The organism is Stieleria sedimenti (assembly GCF_025060895.1).
GTDB classification, from domain to species: domain Bacteria; phylum Planctomycetota; class Planctomycetia; order Pirellulales; family Pirellulaceae; genus Stieleria; species Stieleria sedimenti.
In genome coordinates this window covers 1-19397 of sequence record NZ_JANZKV010000027.1, presented here as the reverse complement: position 1 = coordinate 19397, position 19397 = coordinate 1, and the positions used below count along the sequence as shown (strand labels likewise).

The 19397-nt window shown below is 60.2% G+C and carries 12 protein-coding genes; 8 read left to right on the top strand and 4 right to left on the bottom strand.

The window, feature by feature from the left end:
* Positions 1-104: 104 nt before the first annotated feature.
* Positions 105-1190: a hypothetical protein gene (locus tag NZK35_RS03815; protein ID WP_259631274.1), complete on the bottom strand. Its 1086-nt coding sequence runs from the start codon at positions 1188-1190 to the stop codon at positions 105-107.
* Positions 1191-1265: 75 nt separating this feature from the next.
* The gene (locus NZK35_RS03810; protein WP_259631273.1) at positions 1266-2984 is read right to left on the bottom strand and encodes a PQQ-like beta-propeller repeat protein; all 1719 of its coding nucleotides are present in this window, start codon (positions 2982-2984) and stop codon (positions 1266-1268) included.
* Between the two features lie 171 nt (positions 2985-3155).
* Here NZK35_RS03810 and NZK35_RS03805 point away from each other — a divergent pair, with 171 nt between their 5' ends.
* From NZK35_RS03805 to NZK35_RS03795, 3 genes are all read left to right on the top strand, one after another.
* Complete coding sequence (locus tag NZK35_RS03805) at positions 3156-4052, top strand: AAA family ATPase (RefSeq protein ID WP_407699763.1); 897 nt, start codon at positions 3156-3158, stop codon at positions 4050-4052.
* A 63-nt stretch (positions 4053-4115) separates the two neighbouring features.
* Positions 4116-5147, top strand: a complete 1032-nt coding sequence (locus NZK35_RS03800; protein ID WP_259631271.1) for a Gfo/Idh/MocA family protein — start codon at positions 4116-4118, stop codon at positions 5145-5147.
* 44 nt (positions 5148-5191) lie between these two features.
* On the top strand, positions 5192-5542 hold the full coding sequence (locus tag NZK35_RS03795) for a P-II family nitrogen regulator (RefSeq protein WP_259631270.1): 351 nt from the start codon (positions 5192-5194) through the stop codon (positions 5540-5542).
* A gap of 374 nt (positions 5543-5916) precedes the next feature.
* On the opposite strand, the gene NZK35_RS03790 is transcribed toward NZK35_RS03795, so the two are convergent.
* On the bottom strand, positions 5917-9933 hold the full coding sequence (locus NZK35_RS03790) for a DUF7133 domain-containing protein (RefSeq protein WP_259631269.1): 4017 nt from the start codon (positions 9931-9933) through the stop codon (positions 5917-5919).
* 315 nt (positions 9934-10248) lie between these two features.
* Between NZK35_RS03790 and asnS the strand changes: the two genes are divergently transcribed.
* Positions 10249-11643, top strand: coding sequence for an asparagine--tRNA ligase (gene asnS, locus NZK35_RS03785; RefSeq protein ID WP_259631268.1), 1395 nt, complete (start codon positions 10249-10251; stop codon positions 11641-11643).
* A 159-nt stretch (positions 11644-11802) separates the two neighbouring features.
* Here asnS and NZK35_RS03780 read toward each other — a convergent pair whose 3' ends face one another.
* The gene (locus NZK35_RS03780) at positions 11803-12960 is read right to left on the bottom strand and encodes an acyl-CoA dehydrogenase family protein (protein ID WP_259631267.1); all 1158 of its coding nucleotides are present in this window, start codon (positions 12958-12960) and stop codon (positions 11803-11805) included.
* A gap of 336 nt (positions 12961-13296) precedes the next feature.
* Between NZK35_RS03780 and glgP the strand changes: the two genes are divergently transcribed.
* The 4 genes from glgP to NZK35_RS03760 all read left to right on the top strand — a co-directional run bounded on the left by glgP (position 13297) and on the right by NZK35_RS03760 (position 19245).
* On the top strand, positions 13297-15450 hold the full coding sequence (gene glgP / locus NZK35_RS03775; RefSeq protein WP_259631266.1) for an alpha-glucan family phosphorylase: 2154 nt from the start codon (positions 13297-13299) through the stop codon (positions 15448-15450).
* Between the two features lie 186 nt (positions 15451-15636).
* On the top strand, positions 15637-16767 hold the full coding sequence (locus tag NZK35_RS03770; protein WP_259631265.1) for a glycerate kinase: 1131 nt from the start codon (positions 15637-15639) through the stop codon (positions 16765-16767).
* Positions 16768-16992: 225 nt separating this feature from the next.
* A complete protein-coding gene (locus tag NZK35_RS03765; protein ID WP_259631264.1) occupies positions 16993-17175 on the top strand; it encodes a hypothetical protein in 183 nt (60 codons plus the stop codon).
* A gap of 804 nt (positions 17176-17979) precedes the next feature.
* Positions 17980-19245, top strand: a complete 1266-nt coding sequence (locus tag NZK35_RS03760) for a DUF1559 domain-containing protein (RefSeq protein ID WP_259631263.1) — start codon at positions 17980-17982, stop codon at positions 19243-19245.
* Positions 19246-19397: the final 152 nt, after the last annotated feature.

Below are 19397 nucleotides of genomic sequence, written 5' to 3'. Positions count from 1 at the left end.
TTGGTACCTGACCCCTTTTCCGAGGCGATTGTGGGATTGGCTTCCAGCCTGTCGTTTTCGCCATGACAGGCTGGAAGCCTATCCCACTTATTCGTCCGACGGTCCTAGCGCAGCGAGCGTTTCCCGGTCGGGCTCGCCAGCGTCGCGAACTTCGTGCTCGTTCGCCGCTTCCAAATGAAGCCGTCGAGTACGTAGTGCGTGATCTGCGGGACGGCCAACAGCGGCACCAGAATCGTCTCGACCGATTCCAGATTCCACGGCGTACCGAACAACCAGGATCGCTCGTGCCAAACGCCGCGATCCCAGACCAGTTCCTCGACGTAGGCCAAGATCCAAATCAACCCGATGAATCGCGACAATCGCATCGCCACCGACGGCAGCGGTCGCGGTTGCGTGGACGACTGGTGGTACCAGTAGACCAGGACCATGTAGGGAATCCCGTGAATGATCACGTTGGTGACGGTGAAGGCATAATCAGAATTGAACGTGATGATTCCCAGGTACCAACACAATGCCGTCGTCGCCACGACCAGATCCTTGCCCGGGTTGAATTGACGCTTCGTCACCGCCGACCCGATCGCTTTGACGAGATACGCCGCCATCGCCGACCAGTAAAATGGTGCCAGGTAGGCCGACCAGTCCAGTGAAAACGACGCGAAGTCATCGGGGCGAAACCACCAGAATTCTCGGGGCAGGTGACAGTGCCAATAGACCAGCGGATACACGGTCGCCGAGTAGATCGCGGCGGTGTCGATCCAGCGGCCCCAGCGATTCGTTTCGCCGGCTTTGTTGCGGTACAGTGCCACCCAGCCGTATTGTTGGCGGACGAAGTGAAACACGGCCAAATAGGCCAGGCATCGCCAAAAAATATCGACACTTTCGCTGTACAGGGCCCAGCTGATGGCGAACGCCAAACCCGGCGTCAAGGCGTACAACCATGGACGCCGCGCCAGTTCGGTGCGATCGAAATAGACGCGAAATCCCGTCGCGTAAACGTGGGCGACATCGATCAACAGAATAGCCACCACCCAGGCCCAGCTGGGCGTGTCTTGGTGCAGCCAACCAAACACACCGCCGACACCGAGCATCGCCAGGGCCAACAGCGCACTGCCACCGAAGGTCATCAGGTCGACAGACCGGCTAAACAGCCAGGGCGTCGATGGGACGGCAGATGCGGTTGGTGAGTTCATGTCGGCCCCCGGTGGCGTAAGCTTCCAGCTTGCGTTACGACCTGGACTCGCAAGCTGGAAGCTTACGCCACTCTTCTATTTTTCCGGAAGTTGGAAACAAATCGCTTGGCGGTCGTTTCGGACCAGCACGTAGCGGCCTGCGATGGTGGGGATGTTCCAGGTCTTCGAGTCCAATGCGGGCATGCGAAACAGTTCGTGATAGTCATCGATGGAGGCGTCGACGAACACCAGGTCACCCGTTTCGTCCTGGACGACCAACACGTCACCGGCCAGCACGGCTTGTCCCTGCCCGGTGCGGCTTCGTCTCGGTTGCGTCCAGAACGTCGTCGCGTCCTCCAAGCTGACGGCCTGTAGCGAGCCGTTGCTGATGGCATAGCCGACGTCGCCGACGACACAGACGTGATTGAACTTGGTTTTCAGCACACGATTGCTTCGCCAGACGTCCGACGTCGTCCAGCCGGCGCTGTCCTTGGTCACGCTGTCCTTGGTCACGCTGACCAACGCACTGCCTCCGCCGTAGCCCTTTCCGACCAAGACGCGGTTCTCTCGGACGGGCACCGCCGAGGAACAATTCGCTGCCGTGTTGGTCGAGCCGGGCCATGAAAAGGTCCACAGCACCGATCCGTCGTGAATACGATGTCCGCTAACGGTTTTTTCGTTGACCGAAACGATTTGGCGTTCGCCGTCGAGTGTCGCCACGATGGGTGACGCGTAACTGAGTTGGTCGTCACCGGCCTGCCAGACCACCGCACCGGTTTCGGCATCCAGAGCCACCAGTGATCGAACCGGCTGATCGACACCGGGGCCGCCGAGGCTGGTGACACACAAACCGTCGACCAGCAACGGCGAGCAGGCATAGCCCCAGGGTGCGGCGGTCTCGAATGCCGCTTGGTTCTCCCAGCCGGCCAGTTCCAACAGGTTGGTGGTCCAGTGCACGGCCCCGGTCGATCGATCCAGGCACCACAAGAACCCCGTCGCCGTGGTCGCGTAGACCCGGTCACCAAGGATTGTCGGGGTCGAGCGTGGCCCGATCCCGCCGAGCGGGTTCTCATGCCGCCCCGCGTGTTGCTGCATCCAAATCAGTTCGCCGTCGGACAGACGATAGCACGTCAAACATTCATGGTCGTCGCGTTGTTCCAACGTGATCGCATTCTCGCCGACCACCGCGAAGGAGGACCAGCCTTCGCCGATTCCCTGGTCCCACAACACATCGACCTGGGATTCGGACGTCGGCGTGGAAAACTTGCGTTCGGGATAGACGCCGTTGCGGTTCGGTCCCAAAAACTGGGGCGACGCAGCAACGGTGTTCGGTGTCTCGGTCGGTGTTTCAGACGCCGGGGGGTCGCGCTGCGTTTCGTCGCTGTCGATGGCGCCGGGCATGACCGATTTTAATTCATGTGGCGACTCACCGGCGAACCGCCAGCGGAACAGCGGAAGCATTTCGCCGCTAAAACCATCGAATTGAAAGGCCGTCCAAAAGACCGCGACGGCGGCCACGGTCACGGTCGGGACTCGCCAGCGGTGACCGGACCAGCTTTCCAACCGATGGAAACTAAACAGAACGTACAGCGAGGCGAGCGACAGACAGGCCAATCCGATCAAGTTGGCGTTCTGGTGATCGAACGACGGTGCAAAGTATTGAGCCACGGCCGTGATCACGACGGCTAGGGCGAACGCGATCGCGGCGTTGAGCAATTTCGGTTTTCCGGGCGGGGGGGCATCGCCGGATCGATCATGATCGGCCAATGAATCGCTGCCCATTTCGCTGGGGGCTTGTTGATTTGACTCCGCCATCGGTTCCTTTCTCCAAAAAATCATTTCGGCAGCAGCGTTCTCGGCCGTGGGTTCCGCCACCGGTCACACCTGGGTTAATATGGGCGGCCACTGATTCGCCGTCCCTTCCCCGATCTTGTTTTATCGATGATGCAGCATGCTTACGAGACCGCTCGACGGCTGCGGGAAAACATGGAAACGGTCATTCTGGGGAAAAACGAGGCGGTTCGCTCGATCGTCTTGACCTTATTGGCCGGGGAACACCTGCTGCTCGAAGACGTCCCCGGCGTGGGCAAAACGCTCGCCGCCAAGGCGTTGGCGGGCAGTATTGATACCGAATTCAGCCGAATTCAGTTCACACCCGACCTGTTGCCCAGCGACATCACCGGCAGCTCGATTTATCGCAGCGATACCCGTGAATTTCAATTCACGCGGGGGCCGATTTTTTCCAACGTGGTTTTGGCCGACGAAATCAATCGCGCCCCACCGAGGACCCAATCGGCGTTGCTCGAAGCGATGAGTGACGGCCAAGTCTCTGCGGACGGAACGACGTACCCCCTGCCGAAACCGTTCATCGTCGTCGCGACACAGAACCCGTTTGAATTCGAAGGCACGTACGTGTTGCCGGAAAGTCAGATGGATCGGTTTTTGATGCGGACGAGCATCGGTTATCCGGAGCGTGACAGTGAGCGAATGGTGTTGCAATCTCATCGTAGCGGCGAACCCGTCGATTCGATCAAGAGCGTCGTCACGGCGGACGAGGTGGTGTCGGCGCAGGCGGCCGTCCGTTCGGTGCGTGTCGACGAATCGCTGCAAGACTACCTGCTGGAAATCGTCGCACTGACGCGGACGACCGACGCGTTTCGCTTGGGGGTTAGTACCCGTGCGGCGCTCAGTTTTTACCGCGGTTGTCAGGCCCGAGCGGTGACCGAGCAACGCGACTTTGTCACGCCCGACGACGTCAAATCGTTGGCCGTGACAACGCTTTCCCACCGCGTGCTCGTCGATGACTTCTCCGCCAATTCCAGCCGTGACACCGTCGAACAGCTGATGGCGGAACTGCTGCGCAGCATCCCAGTCCCTGTCTGAATCGCACCTGTCTGAATCGCACCTGTCTGATCCCAACCATCGCACCACGGATTCCAAGTCTCGATGACTGCTTCTCCCACCGACTCCGCTCCCACCCGCTTCGGCGTGATGGGCACGGGCCGAATCACGCGTCGATTGGTTGCCGATCTGCAATCGACCGATGCCGTGTCCGTCACGGCGATCGCTAGTCGATCGCAAGAGCGGGCGGATTGGTTTGCCTCGCAATACGGCATCCCCGCGGCAGTCGAGGGTTACCAAGCGTTGCTCGACCGCGACGACATCGATGCCGTCTACTTGTCCCTGCCACCGGCCTTGCACGCCCACTGGTGTGTGCGAGCGGCGGAGGCCGGCAAGCAGATTCTGTGCGAAAAACCGTTGGCGACCTCGGCCGACCAAGCCCACCAGATCGCTCAAGCATGCCAGCGATACGGCGTCCGCTGGCTGGACGCAACCGGCTGGCTGCATCATCGACGAACCGCAGAGATGCGGGCGCTCGCCAGCGGCGGGCGACTGGGACGCTTGGGACACATCACCGCCGCGGTTTCGTTTTATCGACCCTTTCAGTCCGGCGAGCATCGCTTGGATCCCGCGTTGGGCGGCGGCTGTTTGTTGGACCTCGGTTGGTACACCGCCGGACTGGCTTGTTACATTGCCGGTCGAAGCCCCAACCGCGTTTTTGCCGATTGCATCGAAGAGAACGGTGTGCCGCTGCGCACCAACGCCATGCTTTGGTTTGACGACGATCTGACGGCTAGCTTTTCATGCGGTTACGATACGGCAACCCGAAAGTGGTTTGAAGTCGCCGGCAGTGACGCGTCGGTCATCTGCGACGACTTCACACGGCCTTGGGCAGAACGACCGACTCGGTTCTGGGTGCATGACGCCAGCGGCGAGGTACAGTCCCACGAAACGTCCGATCGTCAAGAACAACGGATGATCCAGGCACTGATCGGCCAGCAGCCACTGGATGAATTCAATCAGTTGGCGTTACAAACTCAAACGGTTCTGGACGCCCTGGCCGAATCGGCTCGGCGAAAGCAACCGGTCGTGGTAGAGTTTGACGTGCGTCCCGACGCCCCTTCCCCGTCCCGCTGAATCGTTCACCCACGATCTAGAATACACCGCTGAGTGGTTTCATCATGCGAGTCGTCGTCGCGATCATCCAACCCACCAAACTCTCCACCGTGCGTGACGCCTTGCGCGAATTGCAGCTGGATGACATCACCGTCTGTGATGCAATGGGTTATGGTCGCCAACATGGAAAATCGGCACTGTTCCGGGGCAACGAATACAAGGTCGACTTGTTGCGCAAAGTCGCGGTGGAAGTCTTGGTGCACGAGGACGAATTGGAGACGGTGATCAACGTGATCTGCCGCAACGCATTGACCGGATCGAGAGGCCAGATCGGTGACGGAAAGATCTTCGTCCTGCCGGTGGCCGAAGTCATCGACATCGCCAGTCCCCCGCCGCAGTACGGTTCGGCGGGTTGAGCCGGCCGGAGGCCGTGTCGTTCAATCCGTTGGCGGTGGCGCAGTCCGGAGGTGTCGCTGCGCTCACCTCCGGCTAATAGTTTTGACCCCGTCGGGGTCATGCCAGCGACGCTGGCATTGCTGGTGTTAGCGGAACGGCGCGAGCCGTCCGGTGTCGGCGTTGAAAACGCGTTGACGGACCGGAGGGCTCGCGCCCTGCCGCTAACAAAAAACGCTCCGTTTGTTGTCAAAAAAGAGCGTCAGCGAAACGAATATCCCGGAGGGATTTCAGCGAGTAGCCGGAGGTCAGCGCAGCGTCACCTCCGGGGAGCCCGTCGCGAAACTCCCATCGACCCCGACGGGGTCGCAGCGAATCAATCCGCAGGCGAGTTCCGCTACGGCCGCGTTGCGATTTCGGCCGAGGGGACGACTCCCAGGTAGGCCATCATGTCGCTGATCTCCTGCAGCGTCAGTTCATCGATCAGCCCGCTGGGCATGATGCTGCTGGTGCTCGGCAGGATTTGGTCCACTTCCGACGCTTCGATCATCGCGGTGTTGTTCCTGGCGTCACGGACCACCAGGGTGCCATCGGATTGTTCGCTGACCATGCCGACAAAGATTTTGCCGTCCAAGGTCAGGACTTTTTTGCTGGCGTATTGGTCGCTGACGACGTGAGCCGGGTAGAGAATCGATTCGACGATTTCCCGTTTGGTGAATCGCCGTGCGATGCCCGACAGGCTCGGGCCGATCGATTCGCCGTAGTTTCCGAAGCGGTGGCATTGGGCACAGCTGGCTTTGGTGTACGCCGCCTTGCCCGCGGCGGGGTTTCCGACGCGTCCCTTGTCGCTCTCGAGATACGTGACCAATTGCTCAAAGTCCCAGCGTGATTCATCGGCCTTGGGCATGACAGCCGGCGGGCGATCGGGGTAGACACTGGCGTACCATTTTTGCCAGGGACGCATGGATTTTTTTCCGCCGGCCGGGCGTTCCATTCCGGTCCAGTGTTCCAGCAGCTGTTCAATTTTTTCAAATGGCCGCTCGTCTGCTTCGGCACGGACACCGAGCAAGATCAGGTGACGCAGCGCCATCGGATCATCGGTCGCGACGTCTACTTGTTGCAGGGCGCCGACGACTTCTTCACCGGCTTCGTCGTCCAGGATGTTCAGACTGCGGACCAGGTAGTCCCAGTTTTCGCCTTCGGGGTGAACCGCCAAGGCCATCGAGATGACGGCGCGGCGTTGTGGTTCATCGCGCCAAAGTTCACGCAAGTACTCTTGGGCTTCGGGCTCTTCGGAGGACGCCAACAAGGCGACGATTCCGGTCCGCAGGCGTCGTTGGACGTCGCGGCCGTTTTGGTCGTCGCGGATCTTCTTGTCCAGCGACATCAAGGTTTCGGTCGTGAGTGCGTCGATCGGCTGTTTAACCTTGTAGATCGCCGCCAAGGCCGCGTTCTGCCATACGTGTCCCTGTTCCAAGATGGCTTGCAAGTCATCGGCGGACAGCGTCGATGCGAAGTCACGGGTGACGTTGGTCATGTACATCGGCAGCGAGCCGGCGGTCGATCGGTTGGCCGCTTTCTCAAAGAACTTGAGGATCGCGAAGCGTTGTTTCGCGTTCCATCCGTCGGACATCGATTGCAAGCACATCGCCACCAGGGTGCGGGTCTCGTGCGGCGCGTCGGATTCCAGGTACTCGATCGCGCGATCGGCCAAGGATTCGGAACTGAGGTAGGTGGCCAGCCGAATGACTTCGTGGTTGATTCTCGGTTCGCCCGCAGGAAACTCTTCGGCGATCTGTGCGCCCAGCGGAGCCACCTTGGCGGGGTCCAGGCCGCTGCGATGCAACGTCACCTGACAGAGCCGCAAGACATCGATGAAGTCGGCATCGCTGAGGAAGCCGGTCATCATTTCGCTGCAGCGTTCCAGGACCGCCAGAGCAGTTTTTTCGCTGTGGTCGACATCGACCAAGGCGAGCATGCCGACGATGGCGACACGTGTCTTGTCGGTGCCGAGCACTTCATCGCGGAAGGTTTCGGCGGGCATTCGTTCGAGCAGCTTGCGGCCGACGAACGCCAACGTCCGGTCACCGCTTGCGATCACTTCATACAGGCCGTCGACGTTCTCGGGCGTGATGTTGCCTCGCAGCATCGCTTCACAGGCAGCCCGTCGGACCGCCGGTGCGTCGTCTGCCAAAAGTTCTTCCAAGCGTTTTTCACCGCGCGGCCCCGGAGCTCGGCCCAGCATCAGCGCGGACTTTGCACGCACGAGTTCGCTTTCGGCTTGGCTGAGTTCCAGCAACAGGTCTTCGCTGGGGATGGGGCCGAACAGTTGCATCAGCGTCATCGCGCGGACACGGTAGTCCGGCGGGTTGTCGTCGCTGTACGCAACGCCGGCGACCAGTTGGTTCCAGCTGTCACCGAGTTCGCTTTTGATCGAGGCGATCTTTTGACGCGTCCATGCCGATTCGACTTGCGGCTGGCGGATGGCGGCGGCGATTCCCGTCCCGAGTTTGTTCATCCGGTCGGGCACTTCACCCTTGTAGATGACGCGGTAGACGCCACCGGCGGTCGACCGTCCTCCGGTACAGAAATACAACCCGCCGTCGGGGCCGACTTCCAAGTCGGTGACGTTCAGCGGTTGGCCCTGCAGGAAAACCTCGCTATCGGCGACGAAGCTCGCCCCACGCGGTTTCAGACGAACGTTCAGGATGCGTCCTTCGCTCCAGTCGGCCAGGAATAATGTGTTTTGGTAACGGACCGGAAACGCGTAGTGTTCGTAGCAGACGCCGCCGGTCGGGCTGCCGCGTCCGGTGTCGAGCATGTCGGGCAGTCGGTCGTAGTAGTACTCGGGCCATTTCGCCCAACCGGTTCGCCAACCAAACTCACCCGCTTCGGTGACATCAAAGACGGCGTTGGGGCGATACCATGCGGTGTCGACGTCGGCTTCCATATCGGCGTCGTGCACGAACATGGCGCCGCCGGAGTGAAAGACGAGGTCGTAGGGGTTTCGCAGTCCACCGGCGACGCGTTCGATGACGCTGCCGTCGATGTTGGTTCGAACGATGGTTCCGCCCGGCGCCTTGATGCCCTGACCGTGGCCGGCGGGGTCTTCGTAACGCGGCAGCAAATCACCTTCATAGGCATCCCGATAGGTTTGTCCGTCGCCGATTTCACCGACCGCTTGCACGTGGCTTCCCAGTGCGACATAGATCATGCCGTCGGGGCCCAATCGCAATCCGTGCGGGCCGTGCTCACCGGGACGGGCCGGGCGACCGGCCGCGTCGACGAACGTGACGATCGCTTCAACCTGCTCCAGCGTTCCGTTGCGATCGCTGTCGGACAACTTGTACAACGCCGGGCCTTCGGGGCCTTCGCCGGTGACGAACACCTGGCCGTTGAGTGCCAGAATGCCCTGGCATGATTTGACTTTGTCGCAATACGTTCGGACCGTTTCGGGAACACCGTCGTCGTTGTCATCATAGGCCAGCAGCAGCGGCCCATTTTCTTTGGAGATCAACAGGTGACCGAATTCGTTGAAGGTCATCGCGATCACCGATCCGATCTTGTCGTCGGACAGAATGCGTTGGACGCCGAAGCCTTTTTGGATTTGAAACCGTTCCCTCTGTTGGGTCGTTGGAGCGACCGGAGGGGGCGTTTGGTTCGGCTGATTTGGCCCGGCCAGTCCACCGGACGCCATGATCGATCGGCCGGCGCCGGAGGCGATCGGTGCCGGCGGGGTCGGTGGCGAGGATGGGACAGATTTTGACGCGGCGGCAACGGAGCGCTCGGGTTCGGTTTCGACGCGATCCCAAGGGGCGGTGTCGCCGAGCGGTCCGAAGGCCGCCGCCGAACCCCACAAGCGATCGTTGAAGACGACGGTTTCCCACAGCTCGCTGTCCTCGGTGCTGGTTTTCCAAGAGGCGTCGGAGCTAAAGGTGAACCACTTGTCGCCATTTTCCGGCCGGACCGACACGCGTGCGGCAAGTGCGGCGGTGTCGCCACGACGGTTTCGGACTTTCACCGCGACGATGTTACGTCCGACTTCGAAATACTCGCTGACGTCGTACTCGTCGACGGTCCGAGAGGATTGGCCCGTGCCGATCGCATGCCCGTTGACGAACAGTTCATACTGGTCGTCCGCAGCGATCTCGATCCGGGCTTCGGCGGGCACCCGCAGGTTGATCGGTTTGCGGAAAAAACACTGCGCGCCCAAGGCGATCGGCTGTTCCGCCGTCGTCCCGTGGGCCCAGATCCATTCCGCCTCGTCGGCACGGAGATCGCCGGCCCCGGCCAGAACCATCGACGCGACCAGGGGAATCAGCGCGACGAAGGTGATGCCCGTGCGTCGCCGACGAAGAAGTGAATGACGTGAATTCGAAACACGTGCTCGATTTTCGTTCCAACTGCCGTCCATGGCGCAATCATCTTGTGGAGGGGTGTGCGACAAAATACTTTGGCAACATAGGTGGGGCGGGGAAATCGATGCAAGATCGATTCCCACATTGCCATCGACTCGATCGGCCGGTAGTGTTCCCCAGCCGATTTGTCAGCCCTGTCACGCAACGCTGTGTAGCATTTTTTAGCGGTAGGGCGCGAGCCCTCCGGTGTTTTGGTAAAGATGAGGAACCGGAGGGCTTGCGCCCTGCCGCTAACGTCTCGCAAAACGCGAGCAAAAAATGCTTCACAGCGTTGCCTGTCACGTCCCGTTTTCCCATCGAAGTGCGCCGCAATGAGTGATTGGATTCCCGTCAAACAAGCTCGTCTTGCCGAGTCGGCCGGCCGTCCCTGTGAGATCCGCGGCTGGGTTCGGACTCGCCGCGATAGCAAGGGAGGATTCAGCTTCATCGAAATCAACGACGGATCTTCGCTGGGCAACCTGCAGGTCGTCGCGCCTGGAGAGCTCGACAACTACGCCAGCGAAATCCAAAAGTTGACCGCCGGATGCAGCGTCGTCGTTCGCGGCGAATTGCAAGCCTCTCCGGCCAAGGGGCAAGCCACCGAACTGCACGCCAGCGCCGTCCGCGTCCTCGGCTGGGCCGACCCGGAAACCTATCCGCTGCAAAAAAAACGGCACTCGTTCGAAAAACTGCGTGAATGGGCGCACCTGCGTACCCGCACCAACACGCTCGGTGCGGTGATGCGGGTCCGCAACCAGATCTGTCAATCGATTCACCGCTTCTTTCACGAAAACGGATTCCTGTACGTCAACACGCCGATCATCACCGCCAGCGACTGTGAGGGTGCCGGCGAAATGTTCCGTGTCACCACCCTGGACTTGGAGCGATTGGCCAAGTCCGGCGGGCCCGTCGATTACTCCTTCGATTTCTTCGACAAGCCGACCTTCCTGACCGTCAGCGGACAACTCGAAGGCGAAACCTATGCGACCTCGCTGGGACGGATCTACACCTTCGGCCCGACATTTCGCGCCGAAAATAGCAACACCAGTCGGCATCTGGCGGAGTTCTGGATGATCGAACCCGAAGCGGCGTTCTTTGACTTGGCCGACAACATGCAGCTCGCCGAGCAGTTTCTCAAACAGGTGTTCTCCGAATGTTTGCAGTGTTGCGGGGAAGACATGGAGTTCTTTGACCAACGGATCGAGAAAGGGAAAATCGACCAGATCCGCGGCGTGATCGACCAACCGTTCCAACACATGACGTACACCGAAGCGATCAAAGTGTTGGAATCGTCGGGGCAGAAGTTCGACTACGACATCGCCTGGGGCAGTGACCTGCAAGCCGAACATGAACGTTACTTGACGGAGCAACACGTCGGCGGCCCATTGATTCTGACCGACTACCCCGCGACGATCAAACCGTTCTACATGCGCGTCAGTGATGACGAAAAAACGGTCGCCGCGATGGATGTGCTGGTGCCGGGCGTGGGCGAAATCATCGGGGGCAGCCAACGCGAAGAACGCTTGGACGTGCTCAGCCAACGCATGGCCGAACAATCACTCAGCGAAGACGACTATTGGTGGTACGTCGACTTGAGGAAGTATGGGACGGTCCCGCACGCCGGATTCGGCCTGGGGCTGGAACGTGCCGTTCAATACGTCACCGGGATGGCGAACATCCGAGACGTGATCCCGTTTCCCAGGACGCCAGGGAGTGCGGAGTTTTGAGGGAGAGCGAGGAGAAGAGAGGGATGGGGTGAGAACAGGGGGAGGCAGAACGATTCGGGGCAGAATGATGGGAGACAGGGAGACAGGGAGCTGTGAAGCCCGGTTACTAAACATTGTTCTGCTGCACGATCCTCCGGCCAGCTCTCATGCCGCCCCGAATCATTCTGCCAACCCTTGCCCTCTCTCTCTGCCCTCTTCCAATCCCGCCAGTTCGCAGAGGTGTGCGTCGGCGACCGGTTGGGGGCAGCTCCAGACGAGAAAGAACAGCGCCTGCTGGCACCAGCGTCCGACCGGATGATCGATCATCATTCCGGCGCCTTTGGCGGTCGTCATGGCGGCGCTGGTCGTCCGCTGGACCAAGCCGTTGGCCAGCGTCCGGATGGCTGCCGAATCCTGACCGCTGTCTCCTCCTGCGGCTGCTCGAATCGTCTGGTGCAGCCGCTGGTGTTCGTCATTGAATCGATCCACAATCGGGACCAGGTTGCTTCGCCGATCGGATTCCTGTTGCAAATAGTCCAGCGCCGCGTACGACAAACCGAGTGCGAGTGCGGAGGTCTGTAACCCGCCGGCCCCGGTCGGGGCGGATCCGTTCGGTTTGGCGGGGGCCAAGACATTGGGGCGAGGACCTGAGAGCACGCGTCCCTCGGGGACAAAGACATCGTTCAGCTCGATCGCGTCGGTGCAACTCGCCGACATGGCGACCATTTCCGCACCGCGGCCGGGCCGGACGCCTTCGTCCGACGGCCTGATCAAGACCAGGATTTGTGTCGCGTCCTCTCGTGTCGCGCCGACGACGACGTACCCGACGGCGGGGGCTCCGGTGACCCATGGAATGGTTCCCGCCAGGCGATAGCCGGGTTCGCCGTGCTGCTGGGCCGGAGTCGCGACGACGGCGGGACGTCCCAAATGCAGGCGGCTGGTCGTCAAATGACTGATGCCCACCGACCCGATCGTCGTGCCATCGATCAGCCTCGGCAGAACGGTTTCGCTCAGAATGCTGGCGGCGTTGCCGCCTTCGGCCAACCGATCCGATGCTGCGATTCGTTTGATCGCGCCAACATGCTGTGTGATCACAAAGGTGGTCAACAAGTCGGCCCGGGCGAGCCCGATCAGCGTTTCGATTTGATCAACCGCGGTCCAGGTCCGCGGGTCGGTACCCGTCACAGCGATCCCGCTGAGGCCGCCAAAGATACCGTGCTGACCACATCGCAACAGCGATTCCGCAGGCCAATCGCTCGTCGTGCGCCATCTGGAAGCATGCGAGGCGAGTGTTTCAAACAGCGACTCGAAACCGTAGCTTGTGGTGGAATGACGCATGTCGAGAGTGTTGCCAGTGGAGCCAGGGATTGAGATTGCCTGGATGGAGTCCGTTAGGTTGGACGTTTTGCGGTGATTTGGCAAGGTTGCCGGGGGAAATCAAACCGTTTGATGGCGCCCCAGCTTGGAAACTTTGGAAGATTGCCCGCCACTGTGACGACCGTTGCTTGATTCGTCGGGGCAAGTGGTCGACAACAGAGTCCTGAGCCTTCAGGAACGTTCGCCGCGTGCGACACTGACTTTTCTTCACTGTGCGACGGGATCGCTATGAGCCAAACCGAATTACCTCCCACCAAGCGTGTGACATCTGGCCCTGTAGCGGGGGCGTCGGATTTCGTGAGCGAACTCAGTCATGCCGACGACTTGTATGGCAAGCTCTGGACGCTCGCCAACAACCTTTGGTGGAGCTGGCATCCGGAATGCGACGCGATCTTTCGTGATGTCGATCCGATTCGCTGGCGACAACTCGGTCATAACCCGGTGGCCTTGTTGCGTGAGATGACGCCGGAGCGACTGGCCGACCGCGCCGGTGAGTTGGTGCTCCACAGCCGCATCAACTACGCCTACCGTCGCCTGCAAGAGTACCTCAATTCCTCTCAAACGTGGGCGTCGACCAACGCCGGTGTGTTGGGGGCCAAGCCGGTCGCTTATTTTTCGGCCGAGTTTGGGATTCACGAATCGATTCCGATCTACAGCGGCGGGTTGGGCGTGCTGGCGGGCGACCACATCAAAAGCGCCTCGGGTTTGGGCGTCCCGTTGGTCGGCGTCGGGCTGTATTACAGCCAAGGTTATTTTCGCCAGTACTTGGACGAAGACGGTTTCCAAGGTGAAGATTACCTGGAAACGAAAATCGAGAATCTGCCGATCCAGGCCGCGTTGGATTCAGACGGCCAACCGTTGACCGTGGCGATCGACACCCGCGACGGACAACTGCTGGCCAAAGTCTGGCTGATGCACGTCGGACGCGTGCGTTTGTATCTGCTCGATTGCAACGTCGATGGCAACAAGCCGGAAGACCGCGAGTTGACCAGCCGCTTGTACGGTGGCGATGAACGCACGCGAATCCGTCAGGAACTGGTCTTGGGCGTGGGAGGCGTCAAGGCGTTGGCCGCACTCGGGATCGACCCCGGCGTCTATCACCTCAACGAAGGACACTCCGCGTTCGGCGCCTTGCAAGTCGTCAAGCAATTGATGGACAACGATGGGATGACGTTCGAGGACGCCGTCCAGTTGTCGGCCCGCGCCACCTGCTTCACCACGCACACGCCCGTGCCCGCCGGACACGACCGTTTTCCGCCCGCCTTGGTCGAAGAACACCTGGGGCCGCTCCGCGACTCGCTCGGCATCAGCGAAAAAGAATTGTTGGCCCTGGGCCGCGTCGACCCCGACAACGACAACGAATCGTTTTGCATGACGGTGATCGGGTTCAAGATGAGCCGATGCGCCAACGCCGTTAGCAGTCTGCATGGTGTCGTCTCGCGCCGCATGTGGCAATCGATGTGGCCCGACCGCGCCGAGAATGAAGTACCGATCGGACACATCACCAACGGCGTGCACGTGGCCAGTTGGTTGGCCGTGCAAATGCAAACGTTGTACGACAAACACTTCCACACCGACTGGAAACATCGGCTGCAGGAACCCGATGCCTGGCAGGCGATCCACGACGTCGACCCCGGCGAACTGTGGGAAACCCACAATTCGCTCAAACACAACTTGGTTTCCTTCGTGCGACGTCGCTTCAGCCGACAATGCCGACGACGTGGCGAAAGTGACAAGGTGGTCGAGGCGGCGCGACACATCCTGGACCCGCGGATCTTGACGATCGGATTTGGACGCCGATTCGCGACCTACAAACGTGCCAATTTGTTGTTCAGCGACATGGATCGGATCGCCGAATTGCTCGGCAGCAGCGATCGTCCGGTGCAGCTGATTTACGCGGGGAAGGCACACCCGAAAGATGAACCCGGCAAGAAATTCATTCAAGAGATCGCCAACCTGCGGCACGATCCCCGCTTCGCCGGCCGCGTCGCCTTCGTCGAAGACTATGACATCAACGTCTGCCGTCATCTGATCCAAGGCGTCGACGTCTGGTTGAATAATCCCCGTCGCCCCCTGGAAGCGAGCGGGACCAGTGGCCAGAAAGTCGTGCTCAACGGCGGTCTGAACTGCAGCATCCTAGACGGCTGGTGGGGAGAAGCCTTCAACGGCTCCAACGGATTCGCCATCGGCAACGGTCGGTCACACGTCAGTGACGAAATCACTGACCAACGCGATGCCGAAGCCCTCTACAAAACGCTGGAAGAACAAGTGATCCCCTGTTTCTACACCCGTGACAGTGACGGGCTGCCGAAGTTCTGGATCAAACGCATGATGAACAGCATCAGCACCCTGGCGTGGCGATTCAGCAGCCATCGCATGGTCGCCGATTACACCGCGAAATCCTATGTCTGGGCCGCCGGTGGCGTGACGTGTGAGATGCGGTATCGGTGAGGTTGTTAGCTGTTAGCTGTTAGCTGTTAGCTGTTAGCTGTTAGCTGTTAGCTGTTAGCTGTTAGCTGGTTGAGATTTGAGATTTGCCGATGTTGAACGCAATGAGACAAGCTCCATGACATGCATCAAAAACGTTAGAGTCTTGAAGCTCCCGACTCGTTGTCCGGCTTCGCCGCGTGGGCTCCCATGAATGTCTTGATCATCCCTGATAAATTCAAAGGTTCGCTGACCGGGACCGAAGTCATCGAAGCGATCGAGGCGGGACTGCGGCGGTTCGACTCGGGAATCCAAACCCATTCGATCACGGCGTCCGATGGCGGCGACGGGTTTCTCGATGCGATTCGCAAGAGTGATGCGTCCGTGGAGGCGATCGATTGCCAGACGACCGATCCGCTCGGTCGTCCGATCCGCGCCGAATATGGGCTGGACGTGAACCGCGGCACGGCCTACATCGAAATGGCCCGGGCTTCGGGGATGGAGTTGCTGGCCGCCGAAGAGCGTGACCCCTCGAGGACCTCAACGCTGGGAACCGGTACGCTGATCGCCGACGCCCTGCTCCGCGGCGCCAAAACATTTTACATCGGATTGGGCGGTAGCGCGACCAATGATGGCGGCATCGGAATCGCCGAAGCACTCGGCTACCGGTTTCTCAATGTCGACGGTGCGACGCTGCCGTCGACCGGCGGGGCGCTGCAGCAAATCGCTTCGATTGATGCGTCCGGTGTGCTGCCAGAACTCTCCTCGGCGCGTGTTTTCGCGATCAATGATGTCGCCAACCCTTTATTGGGTCCGGAGGGAGCGGCAGCCGTCTACGGGCCACAAAAAGGTGCCGACCGAGACATGGTCGCGCGACTCGATCGCGGCCTGGATCGACTGCAGCAAATCGTCCAACGCGATTTACAATTGGACGTCGCAGATGTTCCAGGGTCCGGCGCTGCCGGTGGAACCGGGTACGGGCTGAAGGCTTTTTTGCACGCCGAGTTCCTGTCGGGAATCGAGTTTGTGCTTTCGCTGACCGGGGTGGAAGCCCTGCTGTCCGGCGGCACCATCGACTGGATCGTCACTGGCGAAGGCAAGATCGATGATCAGACCGCCTACGGGAAACTGGTCCGCGGGGTTGCCGACGTCGGAGAAAAGTACCGCGTGCCGGTCGCGGCCCTGTGTGGCGTGTTGGCGCTCGAGAAGGCATCGGTCGAGGACCTGGGGCTGACCCGGGTGCGACAGATTCATGACCCGGTCCGATCGGTGGACGAAACGATCCGTCAGGCCAAAGCGTTGCTGATCGATGCCGCGGAGCAGTTGCTGAAGGCGGGCTGACGTTCCCGCAATGGGGCGGCAAAGCTTGGGGACGAATTGGATCTGTCCGGTTGACGCGACGGTAGAAATTCGCCCCGGTCACGTCGACGCGCTGCTCGCGTTTTGGCAGGCCGTGGGTTAAGGTGATCAAAACGCGGCTGAGAAGACGCAGGGGGTATCCGTTCAGGTACGCCACATTGCCCTGCTCGCGTGCCGTGACTCATTTCATTTTGAAAGGTTCGACTGATGAAAAAGTTTGCTTGGTTGTGGATGGCCGCTCTGTGTTTCACGACGCTTTCGTTGACCGGATGCGGCGGCAGCGGCGAAACACAAGTAATTGAAGCCCCTGCGGTTGAAGAGGAAGACGAAGCAATGGCGGGGATGACCGAGGAAGAATACGCCGCTGAAATGGAAAAATCGATGCAGTGATGCAGGGTGGGCTGTCGCCGCAGCAGGCTGCGACGCCTTGCCGAATCGTTGATCGTGAACCGCGTCGGCCTCGGTGTGCCGATGCTGTTCCTTCCGCGTGCCGTTGCCGCTGCGATCCACCGCCCCGGCAGGGTGGGGTTTGTCGAGCGGAAAAGGGGTCAGGTACCAAAAACCAAATGGCCCAAAGGGTGTTCCGTATGAAACGTTGACGGAGCACTCTCCATGTCAATCACTTTCCGCGGCAACCGGTGCGTTTGGGGGCAGGCAACAATTGCGCCGCCCCGACTGTCGCACTGTCGCGTCTGTCGCGTCTGTCGCACTGTCGCGTCTGTCGCACTGTCGCGTCTGTCGCGTCTGTCGCGTCTGTCGCGTCTGTCGCGTCTGTCGCGACCATCCGCGAAAAGGGCGGGAATCGAGGAAGCCTGCCGCGTCCTCCCGTGACGTAGAGCCCAATACCGCTAAGTTAACATGAATGAGGGGGCCCGGACGCTGGCGCGAACCGGCTGATGTCAAACGAATATCAGCCGTTTGGCGCGAGCCTACGGGCCCTCATCTGAAGAAACGACGCTTAACTTAGCGGTATTGACGTAGAGCCCGTGTGCATCCACGCAGCGATTGCCTGGTCCAATCATTCCCCTGTGCCTACCAAGCAGTGACGCGGGAGAGCAGAGGGGCAATGTTTCCACCCTAGCTATTTCAGGGGGTCGGTTTCGCGAAAAAAACTTTTTTCTTTTTAATGGAGCAGATTTGTTTGTTAAGCTGCCTCCATCGGTTTACTTATCTCCTTTTTTTCAGGAACGGTCTATGCGCCAACCATTCAGAAGGACCGCAGGGTTCACGCTCGTCGAACTCCTCGTCGTCATCGCCATTATTGGCATTCTTGTCGGATTGCTGTTACCGGCAGTCCAAGCGGCCCGTGAAGCAGCTCGTCGGATGAGCTGCAGCAACAATTTCAAGCAAATCGGAATTGCGGTCCACAACTACCATTCCGCGTTCAAGCAGTTGCCCGTGCATGGCGGTGGAACGGGAATCGGTCTGCAAAACAACCGTTGGTGGCAACGGGGCAACGATGCCAACCACGAGTGCTTGAGCGCACTGGTTCCGTTGACTGCATTCTTCGAGCAGCAAGGGATTTGGTCGGACGTTTCTAATCCCAGCACCAAGACGGTCACCGGCGCGGCGCCTCCCGGCAACACCGGTTTGACCAATCCGCCGCGTTGGCCCGCGATGGGACCCAACCCTCGCAACTTCGCCCGAAACCCGGGGTACATCCCGTGGTCGACGGAGATTCCGACGCTGCGTTGTCCGAGCGATCCCGGGACAGGGCTTCCCGCCTTGGGACGGACGAACTACGCGTTGTGCATGGGCGACTCGCCGAGTCCCTGGCACCACGCCTACAAGCGCGGCGATCTGACGCCCAACGGATCCGGTGGAGTTCAGAACTTTAATTCGGTCAGCCGAGGTGCGTTCATGGTCCGCAAGGCGGCGAAGTTCCGCGACATCCTTGACGGGTTGTCCAATACCATCGCCATGGGCGAAATCAAAACGGACCTGGGTGACCGGGACATCCGAACCGCGGCGTCGTGGAACCGTCGTGGCGGCAACCAGGTCAACAACAATCCGTCCCTGTGTGCGGACAACAACGAGATCGACCCGGATCGCCCCAAGTTCTGGTGCAACGGTGGTGCGAACTGTACCAATCCCGAAGTGCTCAGCCAGAACAATCACGAAGCTCGCGGTGCCGGCTGGGCGAACTTTCGCGCCCACTGCACGCAGGTGTTCACGGTCTTGCCACCTAACCGTGAGGTTTGCGTCGGGCAGTGGATTGATGGGCCCGGGACGATGCCGCCGAGCAGCAACCACCAAGGTGGAGCTCACGTGTTGATGGTCGATGGTGCCGTGATCTTCATGACCGATTCGGTCGAAGCAGGGGATTCTCACGCCGGTGCGGTGCGACGCAATGCAGGCGGCGGACCAAGAACTCCCGGTCAAATCAGCCCCTACGGTTTGTGGGGCGCTTTGGGAACCAAAGCCTCCGGCGAAACGATCCAAGAGCAACTGAACCAGTAGGCGGATTCACGACCGCTTTGAATTCAATCGCATCCTCGCCCATCAAACATGGGCGAGGATTTTTTTTGGAGTGTGGCGGTTTCGCTGCTCCGCAGCGAGTGGGATGCGCCTGAAGGCTGGACACCAACATGCGCTGGTGTCCAGGCTTTAGC